The following is a 26,740-nucleotide window of genomic DNA, read 5'->3' as shown; positions in this document are numbered from 1 at the left end:
CGTCCGCGACGCCAGAACCGCACATAAATTGTGCGGTTCTGGTGCGATTCTCGGCTGCTCCACACCTGGCGGGGGCTCCAACTGCCCTCGGGCTCCCCACGCCCCACGCCTCTTTAACGCGCTTAAAGCTTCTGCACGTTAAAGTCGTCGAAATACGTCTTCTGCATGTGCGAGTATACGCCCGCTTGCCCGGAGGTGAAGGCGATCGAAGTCCCGCTGACGAGCAACGCACCGTCGATGTAACCCTTGATCGAGCTGCTGTTCACTTCCATCCGGAACGTATGGTAGGCTCCGGCCGCAGGATCCGCGCTCAGTGAGGCCGTAGCCAGCGTCGTATCGGCGCCGTTCTGGTATTTCACCAGCGATACCGTATGATAGTACCCCGAATAGCTCATGTAGTAGTAGTTGTTGAAATCTATGAATCTCGCGACCAGGCCGGCGCGGTCGTGCCAGCTGTCCACTTTGATCTTGGCTTCGACGCTGTAATTCGTCCATGCATTCGCGTCCGTGCTTTTCGGTCCCGTTACCGACTTGGTCGAGCCGGAGGAAGCGTTATCGGACAAATAGACTCTCGTATTGCCGTCCTTGACGATATAGAAGGTACCCCAGCCGCCCACGACAGTCCATGGGGCCAGATTCAAGTCCTCGAAGCCGGTCGCGAACAGGTCGCTCGTCGTCGTTGCCGCCATATCGCCGCTGGCATTCGACAACCGGTCGCCGAGATCGTAGGCTTTAACCTTATAGTGATAGGTGGTGGAGATCGTCAGTCCCGTATCCTTGTAGCTTTGGAAGGCGCCATTGACGGTGGCGACTTCCACGCCGTCGCGGAACACCTTATAACCCTTGACGCCCGTCTCGTCCGCGGGCGCCTGCCAGGACAAGTCGATCTCGTTGGCCGAGATCGGCGCCGCGGTCAGGCCCGCGGGAGCGGCCGGCGCCGCGCGGTCGTAATGGCGAACGACGATATTGTCGAAGGCGACGGGCTGCTTCGAGCCGGATACGAGGCCGGCTTTGCCTCCGGCAAGCGAAGCGTCTGCGGCCGTGATGACCGGCACGCCGTTCAGCGAGCCGACGAGGCTGTCGCCGATCGTCTCGAATCGCAGCTTATACGGCGTTCCGGCTGCGGCGGTCGGGAGGCCGTATACCGCTTGAACGACGGAGGCCACGCCGCCTACGCGTTTCTTGATGACGGCCTTGCCCGTGCGGGCGTGATACTTGAACACGTAAAAATTGTCTTGATCCGCGTACTTGGCCAGCAGGCCGACTCCGCCTTTGCCGTTCGTCGAATTGACGTCCGCCTCGATCGCATAGTCGCCGCCGTACGTGGCGTCAATCAAGGACTTGCCTTTGGCGCTCGCGCGATAGACAGCATTCCCGCCGCTCGTCACGACGCTCCATTGCCCCGTCGCCGCCGTCCATCCGTTCGCATTGCCGTCCTCGAACGTATCCTCGAACATCGGATCGTAGACCAGCTCGAACGAAAATCCTTTGTCGGTATCGAGCTGAAGCGAAATGCCGTTCGCATCGACCGCAACGGGAATCTCCTGCAGCCTTACGCCGTTCAGCGCCAGCTTGTAGGCTTTGTAACCGGCGGCAGGGCGATCCGTCGCGAGCTTGACCACGGCGGTCTGCTCCTTGGCGAGCGTGGGAAGCGTGCCCTTGTAGTATTGGACGATACCGCCCGGCTGCTGGATCGTGCGTTCGCCGGTCGCCGCGACGTCTGTCGTGTAGATCAGCAGCATCCTGTCGCTGTCTTCCAGCGCGTTATTGTCGAGCGAAGAAGCGAGGAACGTTCCCTTGTACACGTTTCCTGTCACCGATACGGAGCCGAGGTCGAGCGCGTTATTGTTCATCGTTCCCGCTGCCGCGACGACCTTCGGCGCACGAACCATGTACGTATTGAGATTCAGATCGAACAGAAGCTCGCCCGTGTCGGACAGCAGCTTGTTGTCGTCCAGCGCGTCCAGCATCGCCGTCTTCATCGGAGACGCATCCAGCGCGTTTATCATCGTTTCCGCCACTTGCAGTTTGTTCATCGCGGTCGTAATCGGAACAAGGTTCGCCGCAGGGAAATCGCCCGCTTTAATGTCGTCCGACGTCAGGTCCGGCGTGATCTTGTATACCGCGAACGGCTGCCCCGGATTGTCCGCATATACCGTCGCCGTATTGAACAAATGCGGAATATACATCATGTTGGCGATTCGGGTCTCGAGATCGGAAGCCTCACCCTTGTCGCTAACCCAGGCCTTATCCCACACGATGGCGAACTTGGGCGCGCTCGCCTGGACGGCGCCGGTGCGGTACAGCAGCGCGGCCTGCGTCTCGGAGGTAATCGCCAGCGGGTCGTTCGTGATCGAGAACGTCTCCGGCGTTCCAAGCTTGTTGTTGGCATAGGCGTCGCCTACGTTCATACCGAACGAATACCGGTTCATCATGTCCCAGCCTTGGTAAGCGCCGATCGCGCCGTTGAAGATGCCGACCTCCTCGCGTCCCTTGACGGGAAACGTATCCTGGAACTCCGTCAGGATGAACGGCGTATCGTACTTTTGCCTTAAAGCCAGGGAAGGATAGTAGCTTCCCGTCAGCGTATCTCCCGCGTAAGCGGGCGGATAGCTCGCGTTCGTCGCGGCGTCGAACGTCATGCTCAGCCGCGGATATTTGAGCGCGTTGTATTGGAAGCCGTACTGGCCGTTGTTGACCGGCGCGCTGTCCGTCACGAACTGGTGGTACATATGCGTCTCGTACACGTCCGACGACTGGTCGCGCCAGAAGTTCACGTTCGGACTGTAAATGAAGTTCAGGCCGCCGACCGGGGCATGGACTTGAAGCACGTTTTTTAAATAATTCCGCATCTCGTTGGCCGCCGCGATCGTTCGTGCCGAATAATAGGCGCTCAGTTGGTCTTTGAGCGTACCGCTCGCGCTCCAATAGGAATTGGGCATCGAGGCGACCGGAGCAGCTCCGCGATCATCCAGGAATTCATTGAAATCGTCCAGCAGGTATTGACGGAACGTCGACGTCATCGAGTTGAGGTTCATATTAAGGACCAGCGACTCGTTCCACGGACTGACGCCCACAAGCACCGGGTCGTTTTTCAAAGCCAGACCGGTATACGGATTGACATGCGTCAGGAGCGCGCTGGCGATCGTTTTCCAGGAATCCACCGCCGCAGGCACGAACGGAAACAGGTAGGGAGAATTGTAGCTTGACCCATAGATATTAAGGCTAGGATCGTTTTTAAAATCGTACAGCTGAAACAGATCGATCGTCACGTAAATGCCATGCGCCTTTAACCTGGATATGAGGTATTCGACCTGGTCCATCCGGTCTTCGTTGATCTGCGGCGTCGCCGAATTCAGCTTAAAAACGCCTGGCGCATCGTCGCCCATCGAATCGAGCGAATGCAGCCGAACGACGTTATAGCCGAGCCGCGCCAGACGCTCCGCCGTACGCTCCGCATCCTCACGGGAGCCGTAGTACATTTTCCAGGACAGATTCGCGCCGTACAGCTTCACCTTGCGCTGCGTCTGGCCCGAAAAGACATAATCCCCGTCGCCGTCGATCTGGATAAATCCGTGGCTTCCCGCCGGAACGTCGTTCAGCCCCGACAGATCCAAAGCGCTGCCTGCGGCAATCGACGGCTCCGTGTCGATCGGCTGCCAGCCCGCCGGGACATCGGCATTGGCCTTATCGGCGCCGGCGCCGAATAAAGGAATCATAAGCGTTAAAGCCAGCAATGCGGACAGACTCTTGCTTTTCCAGCCGTTGGACATCGTCATCGTTCCCCTTTATGATCGATTCCAGCCGGTTCTCCCGCTCCTGTAGATACGCGGACGCCGTTGCCAGCGCCCGCGTATGCTGTCTCTATTGCCTTGCTCTATTACTTCTGATTCGCAGGCCATGCGAATTGCAGGCCGAGCGCCTTCTTCGCGTCCTGGAATTGCTTGTTCTGGTAATCGTAGAGCTTCTGGTAGCCAAGCTTCGCTTCCGTGTCGACTTCGTCGTTAAAATACTTCTCTACGTCGGCTTCCGACTTGGCGAGGATCATTTTGGCGCGCCACTTCTTGCGGTTCTCCTCGACCTTGGCGTTGATGCCGCCTTCGTCGGTGCCGCCGAGCGGCGTGATCGATTCGAACGGCAGCATGTCGTACGTCAGCTTCGCGAAGAACAACGCGTTCTCATCCTTGGCAATCGCGTCGGCCGTGACGGGCACCGGCGCAGTGCGCTGGATCGGCGTCCAGTTGATAAGCCATTGAAGCGTGCCGTTGCCGTATTTGTTTTTGGCTTTATTCGGGTCCTCGGCGTTCAGCGCGTTGAATTCGTCGCTCAGCTTTACCTTGCCGTTTTCGTCAAAGTCCCACGCCGCGCCCTTCGGCCCGTAGTTCACGTTCAGGCTCATCTCGTCGGTGGACAAGTAGTCGAGCAGCTTGATGATGCGATCCGGATATTTGGTCTTGGCGTTGACCATCGTGAGCGTCCAGCCCGAAGCGTTGACGGGATCGACGTACGGCTTGTTGCCGGCGTCGCCGACGACCGGTCCGACGTGAACGAACAAGGCTTTGGGATCCTTCTGATACAGCGCGCTCCAGTCGAGATTTTTATTCGTGATCGCGAAGACGGAGCCGTTCGCGACCTTCTCCTTGAGCTGATCCTGGTCGAGCGTCTGGCTGTCTTCCGGCATCAAGCCTTCCTTGTACAGCTGATTCAGGAACTTGTAGGCTTCCAGCATCTCCGGCGTGCGCTCGCGGTCGACCAGATTGCCCGATGCGTCTTCGCGCGGCGCGCCGAAGAAGCCGCCGATGACCCAGCTCTCGAAATAGGCGGGCGTTACCGTAAAGCCGTTGTATTGGACTTTGGCGTCCTTGACCTTGCGAAGGGCGGCTACCATGCCTTCCTTCGTATTGAAGTCCTCCGGCTTGATGCCGAGCTGATCCATGATGTCTTTGCGCGCGTACAAGCCTTGATTGCTTCGGATGCTGTCGCCTTCCTTAAACTTTTCCTTCGCCCAGAAGAAGCTGGCGTAGCCGTAGAAGTGGCCGTCCGCGTTGCGGAACCAGTCCTGCATCGACTTCGGCACGTCGAAGCTCGGGTCGTACTTCTGAATCAGCTCGTCGAGCGGCGACACAAGGCCCGACTTCTCCAGCACGCCGCGCTGCGGGTTGCCTTTGTCGACGGTGACGACGTCCGGAATATCTCCGGAAGCGATGAGTGCGCTGAGCTTCTCGGGCGTACCCGAGGAAAAGTCGATCGAGATGCCGGTGTCGTCGGTAATCATTTTGTCGAGCAGGTTGTTGACCGGATCCCAATTTTTCTTGTAGTAGTCCTGATCGACGAACCAGGAGATCTTGATCGGCGACTTGTCGTCCGCCGACGCGGTCGGCGATGCCGAAGCCGATGCCGATGCGCTTGCCGTCGGCGCGGCCGATTGCGAAGCTTGTGCGTTGTTCCCGTTCTTGTTGCCGGAAGAGCAGCCCGCGAGAAGTCCCCCGAGCAGAACGACGGCCGTCGCGGCGCCGATCCATGTTTTACTGCGTTGCATGTGTTGTGCCTCCCCATACGACTTGTAAATGCTAGATTTGTATAAGCTATATGTTGTAATTCGCGCGCAAACCGGCCCGTACGTGCCGCCCGGCGCGAAGATCAACCTTTGACGGAACCGATCAGCACGCCTTTGACGAAGTACTTCTGAAGAAACGGATAAATAATCAGAATCGGTGCCGTGGTCGCAAGCATCATGGCAAGCTTGAGCGTCTCCGGACTGATCTGCTTCGCTTCTTCCGGCATCACGCTCGCGGCTTGCGCGCCGAACTTCGACGCCGCCCCGGAATCCGTGACGATGCGCATCAGGAATAGCTGCACCGGCTCCAGCGCGTCCTTCGTCGTGAACATTAGCGCATCCGTATAAGCGTTCCAATGGTATACCCCGGTGAACAGCGCGATAGCGGCCAGGACCGGCTTGGTCAGCGGCATGATGAGCTGAAGGAGAATGCGGTATTCGCCGGCACCGTCGATCTTGGCGGACTCGATAATCTGCTCCGGTATCGATCGGAAAAACGACATCATGATAATCATATCCCATACGCTGAACAGGGTCGGAATAATTAACACGAGAAAGTGATTGAGCAGCCCCAGTTCCTTGTACAGCAAATAGTTCGGGATCAGGCCGCCGTAAAAGAACATCGTGAACAGCATGGCGATCATATAGACGTTGCGGCCTGCCAGCGCTTTGCGCGACATGCCGTAGGCGACGAGCGCGGTAAACGCGACGTGCAGCGCCGTGCCTGCGAGCGTTCGCATGATCGTGATGAAGTAAGCGTGGTAGATCGTATGATCGGCAAACACCGTCACGTAATTCGATAGCGTAAACGTGCGAGGCCAGAAATAAACGCCTCCCCCGCGTATAGTCGAGACCCTGGTTAAACGATCCCACAAGCGCGAACCAGAACGGGGCGATCGTCAGTACCATGACGGCCAGCATGATGAAGACGTTCATGGCATCGAACCATTTGTCTCCTCTCGAACGGATGTTCATCGTGAATCCTCCTCTTCGTAGCCTAGAACAGACTGTTGTCGGATAGCTTGCGCGACAGATAATTCGCCCCGAAGAGCAGGATGAGCGCCACGACCGATTTGGCCAATCCGACCGCCGTCGAGTAGGAATAGCGCATCTGCTGAAGTCCGACCTTGTACACGTAAGTGTCGATCGTCTCGCTGACGTCGAGATTAAGCGGATTTTGCATGACCATGATCTGCTCGAAGCCGGTATTGAGAATCGAACTGACGGCGAAAATGAGCATGATCACGATCGTCCCCATAATGCTCGGCACCGTCACGTACCACATCCGCTGGAATCGGCCGGCGCCGTCGATCTTGGCGGCCTCGTGCAGCTCCGGATCGACGCCCGCGATCGCCGCGATATAGATGATGGCTCCCCAGCCGATGCCCTTGAGCATCTCCGCCCCGACCATGATGAACCAGAACAGCTCGGGCTTGGCCATGAAGTTGATCGGTTCGTTAATGAAATGCAGCTTGACGAGCAGCAGGTTAAGCACGCCGTTCGTGGGCGACAGCACGGTGAGGATCAGCCCGCCGAAGATGACCCAGGATACGAAATGCGGCACGTACGAAACCGTTTGCACGAATCGCTTGAAACGACCGGCCGTCAGCTCGTTGAGCAGCAGCGCGAACAGGATCGGCGCCGGGAAGCTGAGGAGCAGCGCGAGCAGGTTCATCGCGAGCGTATTGCGCAGGACGTTCAAAAAGTTCGGGTCGGTGACGAATTCGCGGAAATAGGTCAGGCCCGCCCACGGCGAGTCCATGATGCCCAGGAATAAATCGTACTTCTTGAAGGCGATCAGAATGCCGTACATCGGAAAATACGAAAAGACGAGAAGAAACAGCAGTCCCGGCCAAACCATGCTTTGAAGCGCGAATTGGCTCTTCCATCTTGACCGTCGGCCGCTCGCCTTCGTTCCCGAAGCGACAGCCAGCCGGCTTGTCTCTAAGGTTCTTTCCACTTGACGTTCTCTCCCATCCTTGGATCCGCCCGGCCTGCGGCATAGGCTTGCCGCACCGCCTCCGGATCGCGTTCTCTTTGTGTGACTTAACTATAATTCTTGAAAGCGCTTATAAAAATAGCACCATTTTTGATTTGATACCTTCATTTTGGTTCCGCGGCGCTGCCGGAAGGGTTGGCGGGCAAATTGTCGAATACGTGATTGTCGAATACCTGGGGATACGCGGGGACGATGAATTCCCTCGAGAGAAGGTTGGCCATGCTTCGCTATATAAACGCCATGAGCATCAAGAGCAAGGTCATGCTAGCATTTGTTGCGCTGATCCTGCTTCCTTTCAGCGCGCTCGGGCTCTATACGTACGATCAATCCCAGCGCTTCCTTCGGGCCCAGTTAATTGCAAACGCCTCCACGACGCTGGGGCAGATGGCGTTTAATATTGAGAACAAGATCGACCTGCTCGAGAGCCTCAGCGATTCCATTACCTATAACTATCGCCTGCAGCAATTTCTCGGAAGCCCGTTCTCGGGAGACGACTCGCTGGATACGTACTTCAGCTACGCGGCGCCGTTGATCAATTACGCGATGCTGTTCCAGAAGGTCAATACGGAGAAAATATCCGTCTATATGAAAAACGACAGCATTCCGGAGGGGTTCGGCGCCTTCTTCCGCGCATCCAGAGCGATGCGGGAGCCCTGGTACGCGCCCTTCGCCGAGTCGGGAGCAAAGTCGGCATGGATCGTCCGCGACAGCCCGGAGGCCGGCCGGACGTACGGCTACGTGCAAAAGATGGTGTCGCTGGAGGGCGCCGACATCGGATTTACCCTGGTCGAGGTGCGGCCGGGCGATCTGCTCGGGACGATCGTACAGGAGGATCGGGCTAGCGGACAAGACGTCGTCCTTGCGGATACGCAGGGCGAGCTGGTTTTTCCGCCGGGCAGCGCCGCGGACCTCTCTCTCCCGCTTCAGCAAAAGCTGGCCGGCGGCGGCCATGCCGTTCGCGACGAGCGTCTCTATGTCGGCGAGCGGCTGGACCGCATCGACTTGTCCATGCTGATGAACGTTAGGCTCCCGCGCACGGCAAATTCCTGGCAGGTCGCCAGCAACCTGATTTTTATCGCCGCGACGGTCGTCCTGTTGTTCGCCTTCTACTCCGTGCTGCAAATGGCGCTGCGCACGATGAGGACGAGCATTCGCCAGATGGATCAGGCGATCGAATCCGGCTTCGAGCCGATCCCGATCCGGCGGCGGGACGAATTCGGCGTCATCGTCGAGCGGTTCAACCTGCTGCTGAACAAGATCACGACGCTGATGAAGGACATGATCCGCAAAGAAACCGCTCAGAAGGACGCTCAATTGGCGGCCCTTCAGTCGCAGATCAACCCCCATTTCATCTACAATACGCTCGATATGTTCAGCGCCAGGATGGAGCTTGCCGGTCAATTCGAGGTATCGGACGCGATGGCCGACTTCGGGAAAATGATGCGTTACAACATGGACGGCCGTTCGAAGTTCGCGACGCTCGAGTCCGAGATCCGCTACCTGGAGCAGTACATGAACCTGCAAAAGGTCAAATACGGCGGCGACGTCGAGCTGGATATCCGTGTCCCGGGGGGAGCTGCTTGGGCTTCGCATGATCCGTTTCATCCTGCAGCCCATCGTGGAGAACAGCATCAAGCACGGTTTTCCGGCGAACGGATCCCTTCACATCGTGCTTACGACCAGCCTTGCGTCCGAGCGATCCGTCCTGATCTCGATCAAGGATAACGGGCCGGGCATCGAGAAGACGGGGTTGGCGTCTCTCAATCGGCGGTTCAGGGAGTCCGATTATGCGCCGGCTGACGATCAAACGCGGGAAAGCATCGGCCTCGGCAATATTAACGAAAGATTAAAGCTGTTCTACGGCGAGAATTATGCGATCCGATTGAACAGTCTGGAAGGCGAATATGCGGAGACGATCGTGACGATTCCCTGCGGCAATGGAGAGGACGACAACCATGTATAACATTCTTATCATCGACGACGAGCGTCTGATCGCCGAAGGGGTCAGAGCCAAGCTGGAACGCGCGGGCATGAGCGAGATCTCGGAAATCCGAGTCGCTTGCGGCGGAGAGGAAGGGATTCGGGCGGCCGGGACGTTTGCGCCGCATATCGTAATCACGGACATGCGCATGCCCGATATCGACGGCGTGCAGGTCGTCCGCCGGCTCTCCGCCGAGCTGCCGCGGACCAAGTTCATTTTGCTGAGCGGGTACGGCGATTACGCTTACGTTCGCGAGGCTTTCAAGTACGGCGTGCTGGATTACTTGCTGAAGCCGGCGGGCTCGGCCGAGCTTGCGGATCAGATCAAGGCCGCGATCGCGGCCATCGAGGCGGATGCCAGGCAGGCTGCCATGGCGGAACGAAGTCGTCAAACGGAGCATCTGGCGCTCGCCGCGCGGATGAACGCGCTGCTGAACGATGCCGAAGGGCGGGGCGCTGCGGGGGAGCTCGGCGGGAAGCTCGGCGGGTGGCCGGGTGAGCGGATCGGTGGGTGGCCGGGTGAGCGGATCGGTGGGTGGCCGGGTGAGCGGATCGGTGGGTGGCCGGGTGAGCGGATCGGTGGGTGGCTTGACGGGCGGAACGGTGGGTGGCTTGACGGGCGGAACGGCGGGCAGTTCGGCGGACCGGTCGGTGGCGGAAGCGTATTTGAGCCATGCCCATGCGGTGGTCGCCTTGTTCCATGTCGGCGAAGCTTCCTTCAGCTCGGCGGATTTAGCGCTTGTGGAGTCCGCGCTGGAAAGCCAGGCGCAAGCACGCGGGTTGCCCGAGCGGCTCAAGCTAATCGTTTTCCACGATGGAAGCGGACAGATATGCGCGGTCTTCAATTTTGCGGTAGACGTACCGGCTGATGGTGCGGTTGATGGTGCGGTTGATGGTGCGGTTGATGGTGCGGTTGACGCCACGACCTCGCTGCTTGAAGCTGCCGTTGCGCACCTTCGAGAGACGGAGGCGGAGCGGGCGGCAGCATTCGTGAGCGAGCGGGGATCGCCTGCCGACCTGCGACAGCTGTACGAGCATGCCCGGCTCGCCATGTCTTACCGGATTTTGCGGGAGCCTTGCGCTGTGTTAGCGTGGCAGCCTGGGCTGTCCGCCGGCGATCGCGAGGAATATTCGCCCGCCCGCAAAGATATCGAAGAGCTGCGACTTGCCGTCGATACGCTGCAGGTGGAGCGGATCGGCCTCTGGATCGACCGCTGGCTGCCCGACAGCCTGATCGGCTCCGCTTCCCTTGAACAAGTCGAAGCGGTCTACGGCCTTCTGCTCACCGAGATTCGAAGGCGCCTCAGCGGACATCATCCGCTCGAGCGGAGCGAGCCCGTCCGCGCGTTCGCCTCCTTTCATAGGCTGGATGATCTTCGCCGGTATTTAAAAAGATTACGCCGGTTCGGCCAAGCGATCCGCCGGCGAACATGCCGAACCGGAGGAAACTGTCGTCTCCTTTGCCGAGTCCTACGTGCGGGAGCACTTCAATCGCGACATCCAGCTAGCGGAGATGGCCAACCGCGTATCCATGAACTACTCCTACTTCAGCAGGCTGTTCAAGGAGCGAACAGGCTTAACCTTCACCGCCTATCTGATCAAGGTACGGATGGAAGAAGCGCGCAAGCTGCTGCAGGATCCCACTCTGCGTATCAACGAAGTATCCGACCGGGTCGGCTACGGCAATCTGTACCACTTCTCCCGCGCGTTCAAAAACTACTTCGGCATGTCGCCGAAAGAGTACCGGCGTTCGAGGTAGGCGAAGGCACGAATAAGCTCCCCTTCGTCCCGCCAGCTCCAATGGGACTTCTTTGCCTCGGTTGTCGGCGCGGTCTCGCCATGTAGTTCTATATGGGACTTCTTCGCCTCGGTTGTCGGCGCGGTCTCGCCATGAAGTTCTATATGGGACTTCTTCGCTTCGGTTGCCGGCGCATTCCCGCCATGTAGTCCTATATGGGACCTCTTCGCCTCGGTTGTCGGAGCAGTCCCGCCATTTAGTTCTATATGGGACTTCTTTGCCCCGGTTGCCGCCGAAGTCCCACCATGTGGCGCTGTACAGCGCCTCTTCGCTCCGATTCGCGGCGCGGCCCCGCCATGTGGCGCTGAACAATGCCTCTTCGTCTCGGTCGGCGGCGCGGTCCCGCAATGTGGCGTCACACAGCGCCTCTTCGCCTCGGTCGGCGGCGTGGCCACGCCATGTGGCGCTGCATAGCGCCTCTTCGCTTCGGCTGGCGGCGGCGAGGTCCGCGCAAGCGAGCTAGCATAAACCAAAAAAAACGCAAAGTAAGATGAAGCCGGAACCCCCTGCTTCATCCTACTTTGCGTTTAATTTTGAGCGAGCTTATTCGGCTTGCGGGGCGTAGCAGCGGATTTCGTAGATGGCGGCGGAGGGGTCCCCGTTGGTCGCTTCGATCACGACGCGCAGCTTGTCGGTCGCGACCGGCGCCGCGAAGCGATGTCTGCGGTGCCGCTGGTAGTTGCCGCGAACGGCCGCTAGCTTCGTCCATGCGCCGTCCACCCACGCTTCGATCCGGTAATTTTTCGCACACTGCGGGTCTTTATAAAAAAGGCGCATACCCGTGATATTCCCAGAGCAGATGGCCGGGGAACGTAAGCTCCACATCCCCGATCGTCCGCTGCCGCTCCCAGGTCAGCTCGAGCCCTTGCGGCAACGCCTCGTCCGGGTCCGAACGCCACAGATTCGTGTACCGGTTGGGACGCGCCACGCCGTTTACAGCTTGCTCCGGACCGAAGCTGCGCTGCGGCGGATCAACCCGGAAGCTCCTCGTCGGGCCGTTCCAGTCTCTGCGCATCTTGCCCTGGCCCATCTCGTACGCGCAGGTATGCGCCGGCACGACGTCCGATGCGACATGCCACTGCAGTTTCGCATTGGCCAGCAGGTCGAGGCGCACGTACTTGCCAGGCTCAAGGCCCGAGGCCTTCGACAACCGAACGTCCCACTCGACCCACTCGAAACTCGCGCCGGGCTTGATCGTAAGCAGCGCCTTCGCAAGCGGCTCAATCTCTTCCGTACGGTAATCCCAGATATGATCGACGGGCAGAATCCGCGCCTCCACCGTCTGCTCTACGTCCGACAGGTTGGACAGGCAGACCGCCACGCGATCGAGCTTCTCCTCCGCGATCGCGATCCATTGGCCCTTGCGCTCGCGCAGCGCCTCCGTCTCCGGAAACCGCCGCTTGTCGTCCCGTTCCGCGTCCATACCTGCGCAAGCTGCTTCGCTGCTGGCGGTTACCCGGGCCAAACGCGCCAGATCCAGCTTGTCCTCGTTCGTCGCGTTCGGCAGGAAGCAGCCGTCGCGAAGCAGCGTCTGCTGCACCTCCCGAATCGCGCGGCTCGGCACGTCCTTAAGCGCGATACCGCGCTTCAGCGCTATCGCCGCCGAAGTGCCGACGGCTTGCCCGACGATCGCGGTCGTGCCCATGACCCGTACCGTGCCGAGCGCGGCATGCGTGACGCTGACGTTGCGCCCCGCCATCATCAGATTGTCGACGTCGCGCGCGATCGACGAGCGGAGCGGAATGCCGTACGGTCCGCAATAGCTTTTGACCATATACGAACTGGTCTCGTTGTAGCCTTCGGCGCTCGCATGCTCGCTCGTCGGCGCCAACAGGCCGCCCGGCGTATGCAGATCCAGGAACCAGCCGCCGTAGGCGATCTCGTCCTCGAATATGGTTCGGTTCAGCGGGTCGTGCTCGGTCATCAAGTAGAGGCCTTGAATTCTCCGGCTCTCCCGCTTGCCCGGCACCTGCCCGATCCAGTCGATCGCGTGGTTTGCGGCAAGCTCCTTCATGTTGGGGTCCTTGTTTTTGATCCAATCCCAAACGCCCAGCACATACCGCGTCAATTGATGCCGGATGTCCTCGTTTTCATGAATCGTATGCCACGGCATGCCGATCTCGATCCACCAGTAGCCGCCGCGCACATCGTTCGGCCTCCGGCCTTCCTTATAGAAAAAGTCCGGGTTGTCCAGCTTCGCGGCCCATTCCGGCGCCTCGAACGGCGCGGGCGCGCCGGTGTTCACCGTCTTGAACAGCAGCGACGAGCCCATCACGTCGCCGCTCGCCTGAAGCGGCGCATGCGGCTCGTTATATTCGTCTCGGCCTTCCGAGCCCATATGCCACTCGCACCCGGCCAGATCCGCCACGATCCCGTCGCCCGTGCAATCGATGAAGATTTCGCCGCTCAATTCCAGCGTGGTCTCTGCATTCGCCACGACGCCGACGACCGCTTCGATGCGCCGCTCCGCGCTCTTGCGAACATCGACGATCGACGTATTCAGGTAAAAGGTCAGATTCGGCGTTCGCACCGCCAGATCGTACATCGCCATATCCCATACGCTGTTCGTCCATCCGTTCTCGAAGATAACCTCGTGGTTGCGGGCGCGCTCCTCGATCAGCAGCTCCGAGATGATGCCCGTCTCCTTCGCATAAACGTGGAAGGCGGCCGCGCCGTGCGGCGTCACCCGAACCTCGGACGAGCTGTTGCCGCCGAAGACGGGCCGATCCTGAACGAGACAGGTCCGCGAGCCATGTCTGGCTGCCGCCACCGCCGCGCAAAATCCCGCCAAGCCGCCGCCGCAGACGACGACGTCGTAGTTTTCCTTGCGAAAATTACGGGTATTTTCCGCCTCGTGCGCCTTGCGTATGACACGCTCCGAATGCCCTCGATTTGCGTTGTTCGTGTTCTCCGTCAATTCCATTGCCTCCATCGCCGTCTACCTTCCCAAATAGATTGATAGCGTTTTCTTTCATTTCCACCCCACTATATCATCGCGCTTCCAGCGACAAAATAGCGCTATTTTTGATTTGATACCTTCATTTTGGATGGCGGACGGAACACCTCAAATAAAGATATCTTGAGGTGATCGACGTGGATTTGAATGCGACGGTTTTCCAGCAGCTTGTGTCACTCATTACGTCGGCGCACCAGGTGCATTACGAGATGACCAAGGATATACAATATACTAAATTAACACGATGCCGTATTAAATTACGTGATGCAAGGACTTTCTCAACAGTCTGAAATATACATCTATTTTCACCGATGCCTATCCTTTCAAGAAGAAAAGATGCAAAAATGCAGGTTTCTACTCCCCTCAGCCCGATTTCCGGCTTGTCCTTGGCATTTGCCTGCATATTTGCAGGAATTTCATCGCGCGCCGTCGATAGGCAAAAAATACGTGTACAATTGCAGGTTTTTTCACCCTCCGCCCTTTCTTACGAAAAAGCGCCGGCTCTCCGATAGCTTCAAAAAAAAGCCAGTCAGATCAAGGTTCTGATCTAACTGACTTCTAAAGGAAATCAATAATTTGCTCTTTGTCTTATTGCAACGACGCCAGCCGCGCCAGCAGCACGACCGCTTCGGCTCGCGTGATCGGGGCCAGCGGATTGAACCTGTTAAGGCTTTGGCCTTTCACAAGCCCCGCTTCGCTTGCAGCATGGATATAAGGCAGTGCCCACGCCGCGATCGCGGCATCGTCGGCGAAGGAAGTCCGCTGCGTATTCGTTGCGGGCAATCGTGCGGCTCTTGCGATCAGCGCGGCCGTCTCGATTCGGCTTAGTCGAGCGCCCGGGCGGAAGCGATGGTCCGGATAACCGCTGACGATGCCCGCCGCCGCGACCGCAGCCACTGCATCGCTGGCCCATGCCGGAATATCCTCCTGATCCGCGAAGCTCGAAGGATTACCTTCCGGTAATGCGAGTACGCGATCCAGGAGCAATGCGAATTCGGCGCGCGTGACCGGAAGGTTCGGACGGAACGTTCCGTCGGGATATCCGGCGATGATTCCGCCAGCGACCGCGTCCGCGATCTCTTGCTCGGCCCAGTGTCCGGCGATATCGGTCGGCACTTGAATCGGCGGCTCAGAGGTCGGCTCGTCGTCTACGGGCATAACGGCAAACTTGGTGAAGTGATCCGTCTCGCCTGCCAGCGTGTTTCCGGAAAGCTTGCCTCCTCTGATGGTCGTCCACTTCGCGTTCGTCTCATCGTAATAAACCAATGCCGGATGTTGATCGTCGGCCCAGGATTGATTCTTTAAATTTAGTTTCAGGCGGACAGGCGCGTCGAACTTGCCCGGCGTGTCCTTCAGCAATTCATAAACGTCGGACAGGATCAATTGACCGGGTTGGAGCAAGCTTTTGGTCTCGTCTGTCACCTTTTTAAGCGTGACGATCGTCGCTTGCTTGATCGCATCCGCAGGCACGAACAACTCCAGCCCGTCTATCGTTAGCGTATATTCGCGTCCCGGTACGAGGTAAAAGGACGCCTGATTCAAAATCGGATTCGATGGCGGAGCGGGAGGCGCCGGTGGATCGACTATGTTATCGATGCCGATCGATTGAACCTTCCGGTTGCCGGCCGTATCGGCCGCGTAGACGGTATACGTACCGTTCTCGGTCACATGGAACGTTCCGGAGGACGGCACGTCGGTCCCGACGCCCGGGTCGCCGAAGTCCGCCACGCTTAGCGCGCCTGCCGCCCACTTCAACGCCTCAATTTTGTTGCCCGCAGCATCATCGGCTACAGTCGCCGTTACCGCGATGTCCACGCCATTCGAGACGGCGGTCTTCGGCGTATAGTCCAGCGTAACGCTAGGCGCCCCGCTCACGATGTTCGCGATCGCAATCTCTTCGACCCGCTCATTGCCGGCCGTATCGACTGCATAAACCGTATACGTGCCGTTCGCGGTCACATGGAACGTTCCGGAGGACGGCACGTCGGTCCCGACGTCCGGGTCGCCGAAGTCCGCCGCATTCAGCGAACCCGCCGCCCACTTCAAGACCTCGATTTTATTGCCTGCCGCATCATCCGCTACCGTCGCCGTTACCGCAATGTCCACGCCAGTGCGAACCGCCGTCTTGGGGCTATAGTCCAGCAACAGGGTCGGCTTCGCCGAAACGATATTCGTCACGTCGATCGTCCCGACTTGTTCGTTGCCGGCTTCGTCAATCGCATAGACCGTGTACGTGCCGTTATCCTCCGCCTCGAACGTGCCGCCCGACAAGACGGTGCCCGCTCCGGCAAAGTAGGATGCGGTTCGGTTGCCCGCCGCCCATTTAATCCCGGCGATGGCCGAACCCGTCCCGTCCGTATCCACCGCGATCGTGACGGGACCCGCGACCGGCGCCGTCGTCGAAGGCGTCAGCTCGATCCCGGGAAGCTCTCCGTCGATGACGATGCCGCTCGTATCCGGCAGCGGCGTCGCCAGATCCAGCGATACGGAACTGCCCAGGGCCGTCACAGCGGAAGGGGAAGCCGCGACAAGCGCAGTCCCGAGCTGAATGCCGGCTGCAGCCTGGTCGCCTTCCTGAACGGTATAGCGGAACTGCAGCTTGCGCGGATCGCCGCCGGACAAGCCTATATAAGAAGCGGATTTGCTCGCCCCGCCGTCCAGCACGATCGGCAGCTTCGGCGGCTCGGCGGAATCGATGTCGACGGGGAAATCGTAGGCGACCACAAAATCCAGTTCGTCGCCGATGCCGTAAATGTCGTCCGGCGGAACGGAGGCGACGACAGCCGAAGGAGACGGTACGGTTATCATGAACTGATATACGCCAACCTGACCGTTACTGCCCGTCACGACGATTTCGACCGGATTGTCACCCAACGTCAGATCGACCGCGCACGTACTGCCGTTAACGCCGTCGATAGAGACTGATTGCCCCGCTGCCGGCGTCACCGTGAACTCCGCTTGCGCAACCGGCGCTGCGAGCGTAATCGCATAGATGCCTGTCGACGCGTTAAACACGGAGGGCGTCATCGTCGCCGTCGTGCCGGGCGCTGCGACCACTATTGCAGTCGGGCTCACGCCCTGAAGGCTTGCATACGGCATCGGATAAGTCGTGCCTTCGACGATGCCCCACCGTTTTCCGCTGCCGAACGCCCACACCGTGCCTGCATAGCCGGAATAGGTAGCCTCCTTCATCATATCGGCCGTGCTATGCGGCATACCGCCGCCTGCCGAGGACGCTTGCCCGCTGCGCTCGCTGTCCCAGAAGGAATGGGTAACCGCTCCTGCCGCCGCGCCCGATCCGATCAGCCCGCCCCCGTCATTTCCCGCTTGCACTTCGGCCGCTGCGTAAGACTCGTTCACGGAACTCAGGGCATCCGCAGAACCGATCAGACCGCCGACATCGCTTGCTCCCGAGACCGATCCCTGGACGGATACGCCGGCTACAGTCGTATTCTCGGCGCGGCCGATCAACCCGCCGACCTCGTCGGCGCCTTCGACTTCCGCATTTACGATCGAGATATCGGAGATTTTCGCCCCGGACGTGACGCCGAACAAGCCCTGTTCATCGGAAGTCGGACGATGGACGCTTACGTTCGCGATCGTGTGGCCGTTCCCTTCGAATACGCCTTCAAAAGGCGAAGTCCCGCTGCCGATAGGCTCCCATCCCGGGGCCGAGGAGAATGCGGTCAGATCCAGATCCGCTTCGAGCACATAGCTGTCGCCCAACTCGTAACCGACGGACGAATCGCCGATCCTGGACAACTGCTCCGCGGTCGTGATCCGATGCGGATATTGCGCGCTGCCGTCTTCCCGGTAGACTGTCAGCTTGTAAACGGCATTCAGCGCGGCCGGGTCGCCGGCGTCGCTGACCTTTACCGTAATTACGTTTTCACCCGGATCCAGAGCAACCGTCTCCTCCCCTGTCCCCCCCTTCTACCGAGACGATCGAACCCGCAGCGAGCGGCGTTCCCGATACTTTCACCTGATCCGTCTCGCTTCCCACACGCACGCTGTAGGCGCCGTAGTCGCCGGAAAAAACGCGATCCAGCTCCTGCGTCTCATCCCCCCTCGTCCGTTACGTTCAGCGAGGCAAGCGCGACCTTTTTATAATCGCCGTAATGAAGCGGATAAGTGGCGCCTTCTACCCTGCCCCAGATCGGATCGCTCGTATCGCTGCCGGCGAAGTCCCACCCCGCGTATGTTGACTTCAGCAGCATCTGCGCGGTCGTCTTGCCCGCGCCCGCCGCGGACGCAGGCTGCCCGCTTGTCTCCGTATCCCAATAGGCGGATGTTGCCGGCACGGAACCATCCACCCGTCCGACCAGGCCGCCGGCATTCGTTCCCGAATCGACGGCGGCGGTCGAATACGACCGGGCGATCGAGCCTCGGGCGCCGTTGCCGGTACCGTAGCCGATCAACCCGCCGAAGCCGTCTCCGGCCCCCCGCCATGACATGTCCGGCAGCGTAACTGTCGGAGACGTTCGTCAGACTGTTGTAGCCGACCAAACCGCCCACGCCGCCCTCGCCGGACACGATGCCTTGAACGGAAGCGCGGCTAATGGCGGAAGTATCCGATTCGCCCGCCAATCCGCCCACGTATGTATGTCCTTTTACGTTTACGTTCGTCAAATGCACATTGGTTATCGTCGCATTGCTCGTCACCCCGAAAAAACCTACGCTATTATCGTTCGGCCGGTCGATCGTCATATTGCGGATGACATAGCCGTTGCCGTCGAAGCTGCCCGTAAATAAGCTTCCATTGCCGCCGATCGGCTTCCAACCCCCGCCGTCTCCGGCGTCGTACCCAGCCAGATCGATATCCTGCATTAACCTGTAGTGACCTGCCGGTGCGGATCCCATCTGCGACAAATCCGCCGCGCTGCTAATCGGCGTCCAGACGACGTCGTCGGCGAATGCATGCCGAAGCGTTCCCGCCGCATTGGACAGGATAGTCGTAGCCATGAAGAAGACGAGTAGGATTGCGATCGCTTTGCGCTTCATTGTGATAACCCCTTTATTTTTCTGAATAAAGACTCGTTCGCTATCGCGCGTTCCGGCTACCGCATCAGCTTCGCCAGCCCTTGAATGAGCACCTGCGGGTCCGTGCCGCCGAACAAGGCCGAAAAAATCGTATAGCCTTCGTTAAAAGCGATCACCTGCATCGCAATCGGGCGCGGATCCTTCTCCTTCTCGATCCAACCCTTGTCCTGCAGCGTGACGATCAAGCGCTCGATCCCCGCGATCCATCGGCGATATTTTTCTTTAAGCCTGCTGCTGCATCGCTTCGTCCCGTTTGGTCTGCTGGTAAAAATCGACGAGCGTCACGATCCAGTTGTCGATCCCCATCATCAGCTCGCCCAGACGCACGAGGGTGAACCCGATCACTTCCTCGAGCGTGAAGTCCGACGGGCTGTAATCTCTTGGAATATCCCACCAGCCGTCCGTTCTTTCGATCTGAAAGTCCAGCACGTGCATAAACAGCTGTTCCTTGCTCTGAAAATGGCCGTAAAACGCCCCTTTCGTATGTCCGGTGCGCGCTACGATGTCCGATAACGTCGTAGACGCATAGCCCTTCTCCGCAAAGCAATGCCAGCCGGCCTCGACCAGCAGACGGTACGTCGCTTCTCTTTTTAATTGGAACTTGTTTTTTTTGCAAACCGGTCGCTCCTCCTGCTCGCTCTCATTTATATATATTCCAGAAGGTATATAATTTAATTTACTATTATTTGCCACAAATAAGTATGCCGTATCGATGCGAAATTCGTCAAGATGCCGAACGGCGATTTTATTCGTAGCGGCACAGCAAAGAGAAGCTACCTGAAGCAGCTCCTCCTCTACTCGATCGTTCACATTTCACTGCCCGCTTCTCGCTTTTTGTCGCGTCCGCATGCGGGCCGCTTTCTTACACTTCGGCGCGTATATCCGCTCACGCTCGGCGCCTGGCTGGCGTTCGTCCGGAAGCCGGCGGACGATCATTCGGGCGATCAGGCGTCCGATTCGCGGGCCGATTCCCGGACCGGTCCAGACGCGGCCGATACGTCCGCTTGTGCGTAAACGTGCGCGCTGCGGTACGCCTTCGGACTGACCCCATAAGCTTCCTTGAACACCCGGCTGAAGTAATGGGCGGCGCCGAAGCCCGCAATGTCCGCGATATTGGCCATTGAGGCGTCCGTCTCCTCCAGCAGCTTCAAGGCGCGCGCGAGCCGGACCTCGGTGTGGCGGCCGACGATCGTTTTCCCGGTCAACCGCTTGTACTTGCGCGCCAGATGGTTGTAGCTTACGTGCATGGAGGCGGCCAGCCGCCGGACATCGATCCGCTCCGCGCGGTCGTCGTTCAGGTAGATCTCGATCTTGCGGAGAAAAGCGGCGTCCGACAGATCGACCGCCGGCGGGGCGACCGTGCCTGCGGGGTCGCGGATGGCGGCCAGCGCGAGCAGAATCTGCACGAACGTGAGCCGGACCGACGCAGGCGGGACGGAAGCCCTCGCTTCGCCGAACAGCCGCGAGATCCGCTCGCCGAGTCCGTAGCGGTCCTCGTAGCAGCCCGGCCGCCAATGCCGAAGGCTCTCCAGCATCGCTCGGACGCCCGCCGGCTCTCCGTCTTCGGGCAACTCGGCGCGCGCGAACGTCCAGCGCAGGCAGACTCCCCGATGCGGCGCCTGCGGCTCGTACTCGTGGCAATGCTCGAGACCCGGCGGCACCACAAAAAACTGTCCCGCCCCCACGTCCAACAACGGCCCGCCGAACCCTGTTCGCATGCAGCCTTCGTAAATGTAGTTGAATTCGAACCATACATGCGTATGAGGCGGGCAGAAGCTGGCACCCGAAGGCTGCTCCTCGAGCGCCTCGATGATCTCGACGACGGCGTCGTCCACTTGAATGTGCCCGTACAGCCGTTCCGGCAGCGCGGCGCGCTCCACAGGTCTTCCCTCCCGGCAGCTCTTTCTTTATTTACATAGTAGCACAGGCCAACCGGTCATTTTAGTGTAAAAACGCGATATTCCAATGAATTTACACCCGCTCTTTTCCGGATGAAAATGTAACGGAGAGCATGGACACGATCCGAGGAAGGATGAATGGCATTGAAAAAATTGCATCTGATCAGCAACGCGCATCTCGACCCCGTCTGGCAGTGGGAATGGGAAGAAGGCGCGGCGGCGGCGGTGTCCACGTTCAGGGCGGCCGCGTCGTTTTGCAGAGAATACGACGGTTATGTCTTCAATCACAATGAGGCGCTGCTGTATAAGTGGATCGAGGAGTACGAGCCGAGCCTGTTCGCAGAGATTCAGCGCCTCGTAGGGCTAGGCAAGTGGCACATCATGGGCGGCTGGTACCTGCAGCCGGATTGCAACATGCCGTCGGGCGAATCGCTCGTCAGGCAGATTCTGCTCGGCAAGCAGTATTTCATGGAGAAGTTCGGACAGGCTCCGACGACCGCAATCAATTTCGACTCCTTCGGCCATTCGAGAGGACTGGTGCAGATCATGTGCAAGTCGGGCTTCGACGCTTACTTGTTCATGCGTCCCGAGCTGAAGCTTGCCGGACCGGCGGACGACTTCGTCTGGGTCGGCTTCGACGGCTCCGAGGTGCTCGCGCACCAGATCGCGGACGGGTACAATACGCTGCTCGGTCAGGCGCATCAGAAGATCGCGAAGTGGCTGGAGAAGTACGCCGACGACGGCGAGGATCGCCCGCGCCTGCTGCTGTGGGGCGTGGGCAATCACGGCGGCGGTCCCTCCCGTCTCGACCTAGACCGTATCGGCGAGATGATGCGGTCCGCCGGGACGGAAATCGTGCATTCCACGCCGGAGGCCTACTTCGCCGAGCTGCGCGAAGCCGCCGAGCTTCCCCGTCACGCCGACGATCTCAATCCGCGCTTCGTCGGCTTGCTACACGTCGATGATCCGGATCAAGCAAAAGCATCGTCAGTTGGAAAGCCAGCTGTTCATGACCGAAAAAAATGCTGGCGACTGCCGCGATGCAGGGGCTGCTGGCGTACCCGGCGCGCGAGCTCGGCGAAGCGTTCCACGACCTGATGGTCGCCGAATTTCACGACATCCTGCCGGGCAGCTCGATCCAGCCCGCGGAGGAGGCGTCGCTCCGGCTCATGGACCACGGCCTTGAGATCGCTTCGCGCCTGCGCGCACGCGCGTTTTTCGCGCTGGCCGCCGGCCAGCCCCAGGCGGCGACAGGCGAGTATCCGATACTCGTCTACAACCCGCATCCGTATCCCGTGCGCGGCATCTTCGCCTGCGAGTTCATGCTGGAGGACCAGAACTGGACGGAGGAATTCTCCATGCCGCTGGTGTACCGCGACGGCGAACGCGTGCCGAGCCAGCCTGAAAAAGAGCAAAGCGCCCTGAATCTGGACTGGCGCAAACGCGTCGTATTCGAAGCCGAGCTCGCGCCTTCGTCGATGAACAGGTTCGACTGCCGGATCGTCAAGCTGCCGCAGAAGCCAAAGGCCTATCTGGCCGAGCGCGACGGCGCGATTCGGTTCGAATCGCCGTCTCTGCAGATCGAGATCAATACGCGGACCGGTCTGATCGACAAGTATGTCGCGGAGGGCGTATCCTACCTGCGCCCGGGCGCCTTCCTGCCGGTCGTGTTCGCCGACAACGAGGATCCGTGGCGCATGGATACGAACCGGTTCGAGCCGGTCGTCGGCCGATTCGAGCTGATGAGTCCCGCCCGCGGCACGGCTTTCTCGGGCGTCAAGGACGAGGCGCTGCCGGCCGTGCGGGTGATCGAGGACGGCGAAGTGCGTACCGTCGTCGAAGCGCTGCTGTCCTATGGCGACTCCGCTGTCGTGCTCACCTACCTGCTGCCCAAGCAGGGCACCGAGATCGAAGTGCAGGTTCGCCTGTACTGGCAGGAGAAGGACAAGCTGCTTAAGCTGTCGATCCCGACTGTATTCGAGGAGGATTATGAATACTTGGGGCAAACGGCGTACGGCGTCCAGCGGCTGCCGGTGAACGGCGACGAAGCGGTCGCGCAAAAATGGACCTCGATCGCGGAGCCTGCGGCCGACGGCCGGGCCGTGACGCTGATCAACGACGGCGTCTACGGCTCGGACGGCGCCGACGGCACGCTGCGGCCGACGCTCGTTCGCGGCGCCGCCTACTGCGCGCATCCGATCGGCGAGCGTCCGATTCTGCCGCAGGACCGGTTCCTGCCCCGGATCGACCAGGGCGAACGCACATATACGTTCTGGCTCAACGCCGGCAAACGCGAGGAACGCCTCGCGGCGATCGAACGCGAAGCGCTCGCCCTGCACGAACGGCCGTATGCGCTGTCGTTTTTCCCCGGCGGCTTAGGAGAGCTGCCGTCCCCAGGCATCGCGCTTGATGGCGATCGCATCGTGCTGACCGCCTTCAAGCAAGCGGAGGACGGAAGCGGCTATATCGTCCGGCTGTACGAACCGACCGGCGAGCCGGGCTCGGTCCTCCTTCGCATCCCTTCGCTCGGCATCTCGCAGCGGGTCGATCTCCACGGGTTCGAGATCAAGACGTTCAGGACGGACGCTGCCGGGAGCGCGCTTCGGGCATGCACGTTGATGGAAAAAGAATGAGCCTCCTCCGGTAACGACACTCGCAAATCAAAGCTCCCGCCGGTCAACAACCGACGGGAGCTGAAGGCTTGTTTGCCGATTTTATGCTGCGAGAGTTGAGTTATTAATTGAAATTACCTACAGTATCTATGCCATTATTAATAAAGGTATTGTTATTCTGCGTAATTGTAACTGTTGTAACGTTTTGCAGGCCTATTCCATTGTTTGCAATAGTTGCGCCGGTTACAACGGTATCCGTCGGATAATTGTTGTTTTGGCCGGTCTCTCCAAAACGTATTCCAACGGGGGCATTGGAGTAAGTGCCGCCGGATACAGTCACACCAGTAAGCGTACCGTTGTTGGTACCGTCATTCCTGCCTTTTATTACCGCAGCCGCACCGTTTACGGGGTCGCCGGTTCCGCTGTTAGTTACCATATTGTTTATGAGGTTGACATTCTGGTAGTTGCCGTGTTTGAGATTGATATCTATACCGGCTGCAAAACTCCCGGTTGTACCACTGCTGTCGATCGTATTATTTGAAATAATTGCATTGTTCAACGCTTCATAGTACATTCCCTTTGAAGTGTTGTTGTTAAACGTGGATTTTGAAATATGAATGTTATTAAATATTGCCGTTCCTGAAAATACAAGTATTCCAAAGGCATTTCCGTTAAACATGCTGCTTTGGATGGTTACATTTGAAACCTGTGCGTAAGTCGGGACTCTGAATCCCGCAGTCACGTTATTGGAGAAGTTACTGCCTGTTATAATCAGATCGTTCATAACAGGAAAAGAGGGACTGATATTGATACTTAAGCCGTTATCCAAATTACTCAGCAATGATACGTTAGAAAGCGTAATAAAGCTTGGCTGATTGTTTCCTGTGGTTGAAATTCCCTGGGAAGCGCCGGTGACCTGCAAGTCTGATATGACCAGCCGATTTGTCGAGTTCAACCCGCCGTTTGAAATGGATATGCCGACGCCCGACGCCGGATTAATTATAGTTCCGCCAACGCCGCTTCCGGAACCATTTAGCGTAACACGCCTGTCAATGGTCACATTTTCGGGATAGTTTCCAGGCCCCACCTGGATAACATCTCCTGGATTGGCGGCATTTATAGCCTGTTGAATCGTAGTATAGAAAGTCCCCTGGGTTTGGTTATATACCGAATTGCTTCCTATGGCGATGACTGTAAATGATACGACGGGGCCTTCAATATTTTTTGTGGCTACGGTTATTACGGCAGAACCGGCATTATTTATTGAAATAACGCCGGTAGTTGGGTCTACCGGAAAATCAGGATTGTCTGAACTAAACGTAAGCGGTACCTGATTCGGATTGAAAAGGTTGTCGTTTGCATTCAGCGTACCGCCGACAGCTCCGGAAACAACAGGATCAATGATACCGACAATTGATATTCTTTCATCAAGCCTGGATGCTGTGGTGGATAACACCTTTGTCTGTCCAGGGCTTACTTCTGCCGATTTTTCATCCACCCAGACGCTGCTGCCGTTCAGTATTTGAAGTACGGCAAGTCCATTGGTAAATCCGGTGTTTTCAACACTGAAAGTACCAAGTATTCTTTGGCCTAACAACAGCGTATTTGACTCGTTAATGATGTAATCTCCAGATTGCGTTACTTCATTGATCATGTCACTGTTGCAGCTGCTGCCTTCCTGGTAAGTTACCTCAAGAAACGGATATAAGTCGCTGTTGGAAAAGTTCGTACTGTAACTTCCCATTATTGAATACGCATTTTCCGGGCCAATCATTGTGATACCGTTATTTGCTGCGGCATTCGCATACCATTGTTGCGCAAGCGGAGTTATATCGATACTGATAAAATGGTTTACATCTGCGTCATTAACGGTTTTAGTAATGCCCGTAGGCGTAACAGCAGGCGCATTTGAATAGGTTGCCGTATTCTGGTTGAAGTCGCTTTGATTTAAATAGATAGCTATAGCTTCCGGACCGGGGACGTCTTTTCTGAAAATATAAAGCTTTAATAGGGCCTCAACGATGTCACTGCCTGGGGAAATAACGGACAAATCAAATTTTAACAATGTCCTGTAAATATCTCCTGGAGCTACATATTCACCAACATATAAAAAAGGGATAACTGCCGAATGCAGCTGCAGGATAACTTGAAGCGATAAGCGTATCATCACTCGGAAGTAAACTCGCTACCGGCATGAAAATTCCTCCTTCGTATGGCCGCGTATGCGCTTGATGCAGGCTTGGGAGGGCGCAGCCGGTTGTCGGACAGCACGATCATGCGCTTGCGGGTGATCTCGACGGGGGAAAGAGGAGCTTGCCGCGGACGAAGAGGATTTCGTGGATCGGATAGATCAAGCGAGGCCCGATCGAACGCTTGACGAGTGTACGCGATTAGCCTTGGGAAGCTACGCCCCAGAAAGCTTCGGGTCCGATGCGGGTAATCAACACAACGCCCGCTACGCCGGTGCCGCTGATAAAGGCTGTGTATTGCGTTAGGAGAGCTGCGGGAGCGAGCAGGTCTTGCGCGTTGAAGGAGACGATCGTGCTGATGTTCGACTGAATCGGAAGTACGGCTGTGTAGATGATCGTGCCTTCGGCAATGGTGCCGCCGCGTACGACATTGATCGTGACTGTGGCGGGCGCAACAATGGAGAGTCCGATGGTACCGGCCAAATCGACGATCAGAGAGCCGTTGGTCCCAAGTCCGTTGCCCGCTACCCCTTGAGTCTGCAAGCCGATGTCGCCGAATAGCGCCGGGGTCGTCGTTGCGGCTATAGCGATAGTCGCGCCTGCGTTCATCGAGCTTCTTTGGTCAAGAAAGGTTCCCATAGACGCTTCACCTTCTTTTCTTTTGCATCTTTATATCCTATGTACGCCTGTCTGTGGCAATAAGGACAAATC

At 58.3% G+C, this 26,740-nt stretch carries 20 protein-coding genes and 1 pseudogene; 6 read left to right on the top strand and 15 right to left on the bottom strand.

Annotated features, from left to right (window positions below; translation table 11 throughout):
* Positions 1 to 122: 122 nt before the first annotated feature.
* From OMP40_RS11245 to OMP40_RS11230, 4 genes are all read right to left on the bottom strand, one after another.
* Positions 123 to 3,773 (bottom strand): fibronectin type III domain-containing protein, encoded by a 3,651-nt coding sequence (locus OMP40_RS11245; protein WP_277531363.1) that lies wholly within the window; start codon positions 3,771 to 3,773, stop codon positions 123 to 125.
* A gap of 107 nt (positions 3,774 to 3,880) precedes the next feature.
* A complete protein-coding gene (locus OMP40_RS11240) occupies positions 3,881 to 5,539 on the bottom strand; it encodes a type 2 periplasmic-binding domain-containing protein (RefSeq protein WP_277531362.1) in 1,659 nt (552 codons plus the stop codon).
* A gap of 101 nt (positions 5,540 to 5,640) precedes the next feature.
* Complete coding sequence (locus OMP40_RS11235; protein ID WP_277531360.1) at positions 5,641 to 6,348, bottom strand: carbohydrate ABC transporter permease; 708 nt, start codon at positions 6,346 to 6,348, stop codon at positions 5,641 to 5,643.
* A gap of 206 nt (positions 6,349 to 6,554) precedes the next feature.
* The gene (locus OMP40_RS11230) at positions 6,555 to 7,517 is read right to left on the bottom strand and encodes an ABC transporter permease (protein ID WP_277531358.1); all 963 of its coding nucleotides are present in this window, start codon (positions 7,515 to 7,517) and stop codon (positions 6,555 to 6,557) included.
* Between the two features lie 258 nt (positions 7,518 to 7,775).
* Between OMP40_RS11230 and OMP40_RS11225 the strand changes: the two genes are divergently transcribed.
* From OMP40_RS11225 to OMP40_RS11215, 3 genes are read left to right on the top strand one after another with little or no spacing between them, the layout of a single operon-like run.
* Positions 7,776 to 9,281, top strand: a complete 1,506-nt coding sequence (locus tag OMP40_RS11225) for a cache domain-containing sensor histidine kinase (protein WP_277531357.1) — start codon at positions 7,776 to 7,778, stop codon at positions 9,279 to 9,281.
* Positions 9,175 to 9,519 (top strand): sensor histidine kinase, encoded by a 345-nt coding sequence (locus tag OMP40_RS11220; RefSeq protein WP_277531355.1) that lies wholly within the window; start codon positions 9,175 to 9,177, stop codon positions 9,517 to 9,519. Before OMP40_RS11225 ends, OMP40_RS11220 begins: the two co-directional genes overlap by 107 nt.
* Complete coding sequence (locus OMP40_RS11215; RefSeq protein ID WP_277531353.1) at positions 9,512 to 10,405, top strand: response regulator; 894 nt, start codon at positions 9,512 to 9,514, stop codon at positions 10,403 to 10,405. Before OMP40_RS11220 ends, OMP40_RS11215 begins: the two co-directional genes overlap by 8 nt.
* 217 nt (positions 10,406 to 10,622) lie before the next feature.
* On the opposite strand, the gene OMP40_RS11210 is transcribed toward OMP40_RS11215, so the two are convergent.
* Positions 10,623 to 10,898, bottom strand: a complete 276-nt coding sequence (locus OMP40_RS11210; RefSeq protein WP_277531351.1) for a hypothetical protein — start codon at positions 10,896 to 10,898, stop codon at positions 10,623 to 10,625.
* Positions 10,899 to 11,010: 112 nt separating this feature from the next.
* Here OMP40_RS11210 and OMP40_RS11205 point away from each other — a divergent pair, with 112 nt between their 5' ends.
* A complete protein-coding gene (locus OMP40_RS11205; RefSeq protein WP_277531350.1) occupies positions 11,011 to 11,295 on the top strand; it encodes a helix-turn-helix domain-containing protein in 285 nt (94 codons plus the stop codon).
* A 582-nt stretch (positions 11,296 to 11,877) separates the two neighbouring features.
* Here the strand turns inward: OMP40_RS11205 and OMP40_RS11200 are convergent.
* From OMP40_RS11200 to OMP40_RS11170, 8 genes and pseudogenes are all read right to left on the bottom strand, one after another.
* Entirely contained in the window at positions 11,878 to 12,054 is a 177-nt protein-coding gene (locus tag OMP40_RS11200) for a hypothetical protein (RefSeq protein ID WP_277531349.1), read from the bottom strand.
* A gap of 40 nt (positions 12,055 to 12,094) precedes the next feature.
* Positions 12,095 to 14,266, bottom strand: coding sequence for an FAD-dependent oxidoreductase (locus tag OMP40_RS11195; RefSeq protein WP_277531348.1), 2,172 nt, complete (start codon positions 14,264 to 14,266; stop codon positions 12,095 to 12,097).
* A gap of 612 nt (positions 14,267 to 14,878) precedes the next feature.
* Entirely contained in the window at positions 14,879 to 18,052 is a 3,174-nt protein-coding gene (locus tag OMP40_RS11190) for an S-layer homology domain-containing protein (RefSeq protein WP_277531346.1), read from the bottom strand.
* A gap of 296 nt (positions 18,053 to 18,348) precedes the next feature.
* Entirely contained in the window at positions 18,349 to 18,744 is a 396-nt protein-coding gene (locus OMP40_RS11185) for a hypothetical protein (protein WP_277531344.1), read from the bottom strand.
* 28 nt (positions 18,745 to 18,772) lie between these two features.
* A pseudogene (locus OMP40_RS41485) lies at positions 18,773 to 18,997 on the bottom strand (hypothetical protein); the annotation flags it as partial.
* Positions 18,998 to 19,347: 350 nt separating this feature from the next.
* Complete coding sequence (locus tag OMP40_RS11180) at positions 19,348 to 19,515, bottom strand: hypothetical protein (protein ID WP_277531343.1); 168 nt, start codon at positions 19,513 to 19,515, stop codon at positions 19,348 to 19,350.
* 37 nt (positions 19,516 to 19,552) lie between these two features.
* Positions 19,553 to 20,140 (bottom strand): helix-turn-helix domain-containing protein, encoded by a 588-nt coding sequence (locus OMP40_RS11175; protein ID WP_277531342.1) that lies wholly within the window; start codon positions 20,138 to 20,140, stop codon positions 19,553 to 19,555.
* 134 nt (positions 20,141 to 20,274) lie between these two features.
* Positions 20,275 to 21,210 (bottom strand): AraC family transcriptional regulator, encoded by a 936-nt coding sequence (locus tag OMP40_RS11170; RefSeq protein WP_277531341.1) that lies wholly within the window; start codon positions 21,208 to 21,210, stop codon positions 20,275 to 20,277.
* Positions 21,211 to 21,372: 162 nt separating this feature from the next.
* Between OMP40_RS11170 and OMP40_RS11165 the strand changes: the two genes are divergently transcribed.
* Entirely contained in the window at positions 21,373 to 22,326 is a 954-nt protein-coding gene (locus OMP40_RS11165; RefSeq protein WP_277531340.1) for a glycoside hydrolase family 38 N-terminal domain-containing protein, read from the top strand.
* On the top strand, positions 22,251 to 23,861 hold the full coding sequence (locus OMP40_RS11160) for a glycoside hydrolase family 38 C-terminal domain-containing protein (RefSeq protein WP_277531339.1): 1,611 nt from the start codon (positions 22,251 to 22,253) through the stop codon (positions 23,859 to 23,861). Before OMP40_RS11165 ends, OMP40_RS11160 begins: the two co-directional genes overlap by 76 nt.
* A 103-nt stretch (positions 23,862 to 23,964) precedes the next feature.
* On the opposite strand, the gene OMP40_RS11155 is transcribed toward OMP40_RS11160, so the two are convergent.
* A complete protein-coding gene (locus OMP40_RS11155; protein ID WP_277533113.1) occupies positions 23,965 to 26,007 on the bottom strand; it encodes a DNRLRE domain-containing protein in 2,043 nt (680 codons plus the stop codon).
* A 223-nt stretch (positions 26,008 to 26,230) separates the two neighbouring features.
* Positions 26,231 to 26,668 carry a hypothetical protein gene (locus tag OMP40_RS11150; RefSeq protein WP_277531338.1) on the bottom strand — a complete coding sequence of 146 codons (438 nt, stop codon included), beginning with the start codon at positions 26,666 to 26,668 and terminating at the stop codon, positions 26,231 to 26,233.
* Positions 26,669 to 26,740 lie beyond the last annotated feature (72 nt).

The organism is Cohnella rhizosphaerae, assembly GCF_029525575.1.
GTDB classification, from domain to species: Bacteria; Bacillota; Bacilli; order Paenibacillales; family Paenibacillaceae; genus Cohnella; species Cohnella rhizosphaerae.
The sequence above is the reverse complement of the archived record's forward strand: the minus strand, read 5'-3'. Positions and strand labels throughout refer to the sequence as shown.

Coding starts and splice junctions, on each gene's coding strand:
- OMP40_RS11245 (WP_277531363.1), bottom strand. CDS start 3,773: ATGTCCAACGGCTGGAAAAGCAAGAGTCTGTCCGCATTGCTGGCTTTA.
- OMP40_RS11240 (WP_277531362.1), bottom strand. CDS start 5,539: ATGCAACGCAGTAAAACATGGATCGGCGCCGCGACGGCCGTCGTTCTG.
- OMP40_RS11225 (WP_277531357.1), top strand. CDS start 7,776: ATGCTTCGCTATATAAACGCCATGAGCATCAAGAGCAAGGTCATGCTA.
- OMP40_RS11215 (WP_277531353.1), top strand. CDS start 9,512: ATGTATAACATTCTTATCATCGACGACGAGCGTCTGATCGCCGAAGGG.
- OMP40_RS11210 (WP_277531351.1), bottom strand. CDS start 10,898: ATGAAAGGAGGCGAACGCGCGGACGGGCTCGCTCCGCTCGAGCGGATG.
- OMP40_RS11195 (WP_277531348.1), bottom strand. CDS start 14,266: ATGGAGGCAATGGAATTGACGGAGAACACGAACAACGCAAATCGAGGG.
- OMP40_RS11185 (WP_277531344.1), bottom strand. CDS start 18,744: ATGTCATGGCGGGGGGCCGGAGACGGCTTCGGCGGGTTGATCGGCTAC.
- OMP40_RS11160 (WP_277531339.1), top strand. CDS start 22,251: ATGCTGGCGACTGCCGCGATGCAGGGGCTGCTGGCGTACCCGGCGCGC.
- OMP40_RS11155 (WP_277533113.1), bottom strand. CDS start 26,007: ATGATACGCTTATCGCTTCAAGTTATCCTGCAGCTGCATTCGGCAGTT.
- OMP40_RS11150 (WP_277531338.1), bottom strand. CDS start 26,668: ATGGGAACCTTTCTTGACCAAAGAAGCTCGATGAACGCAGGCGCGACT.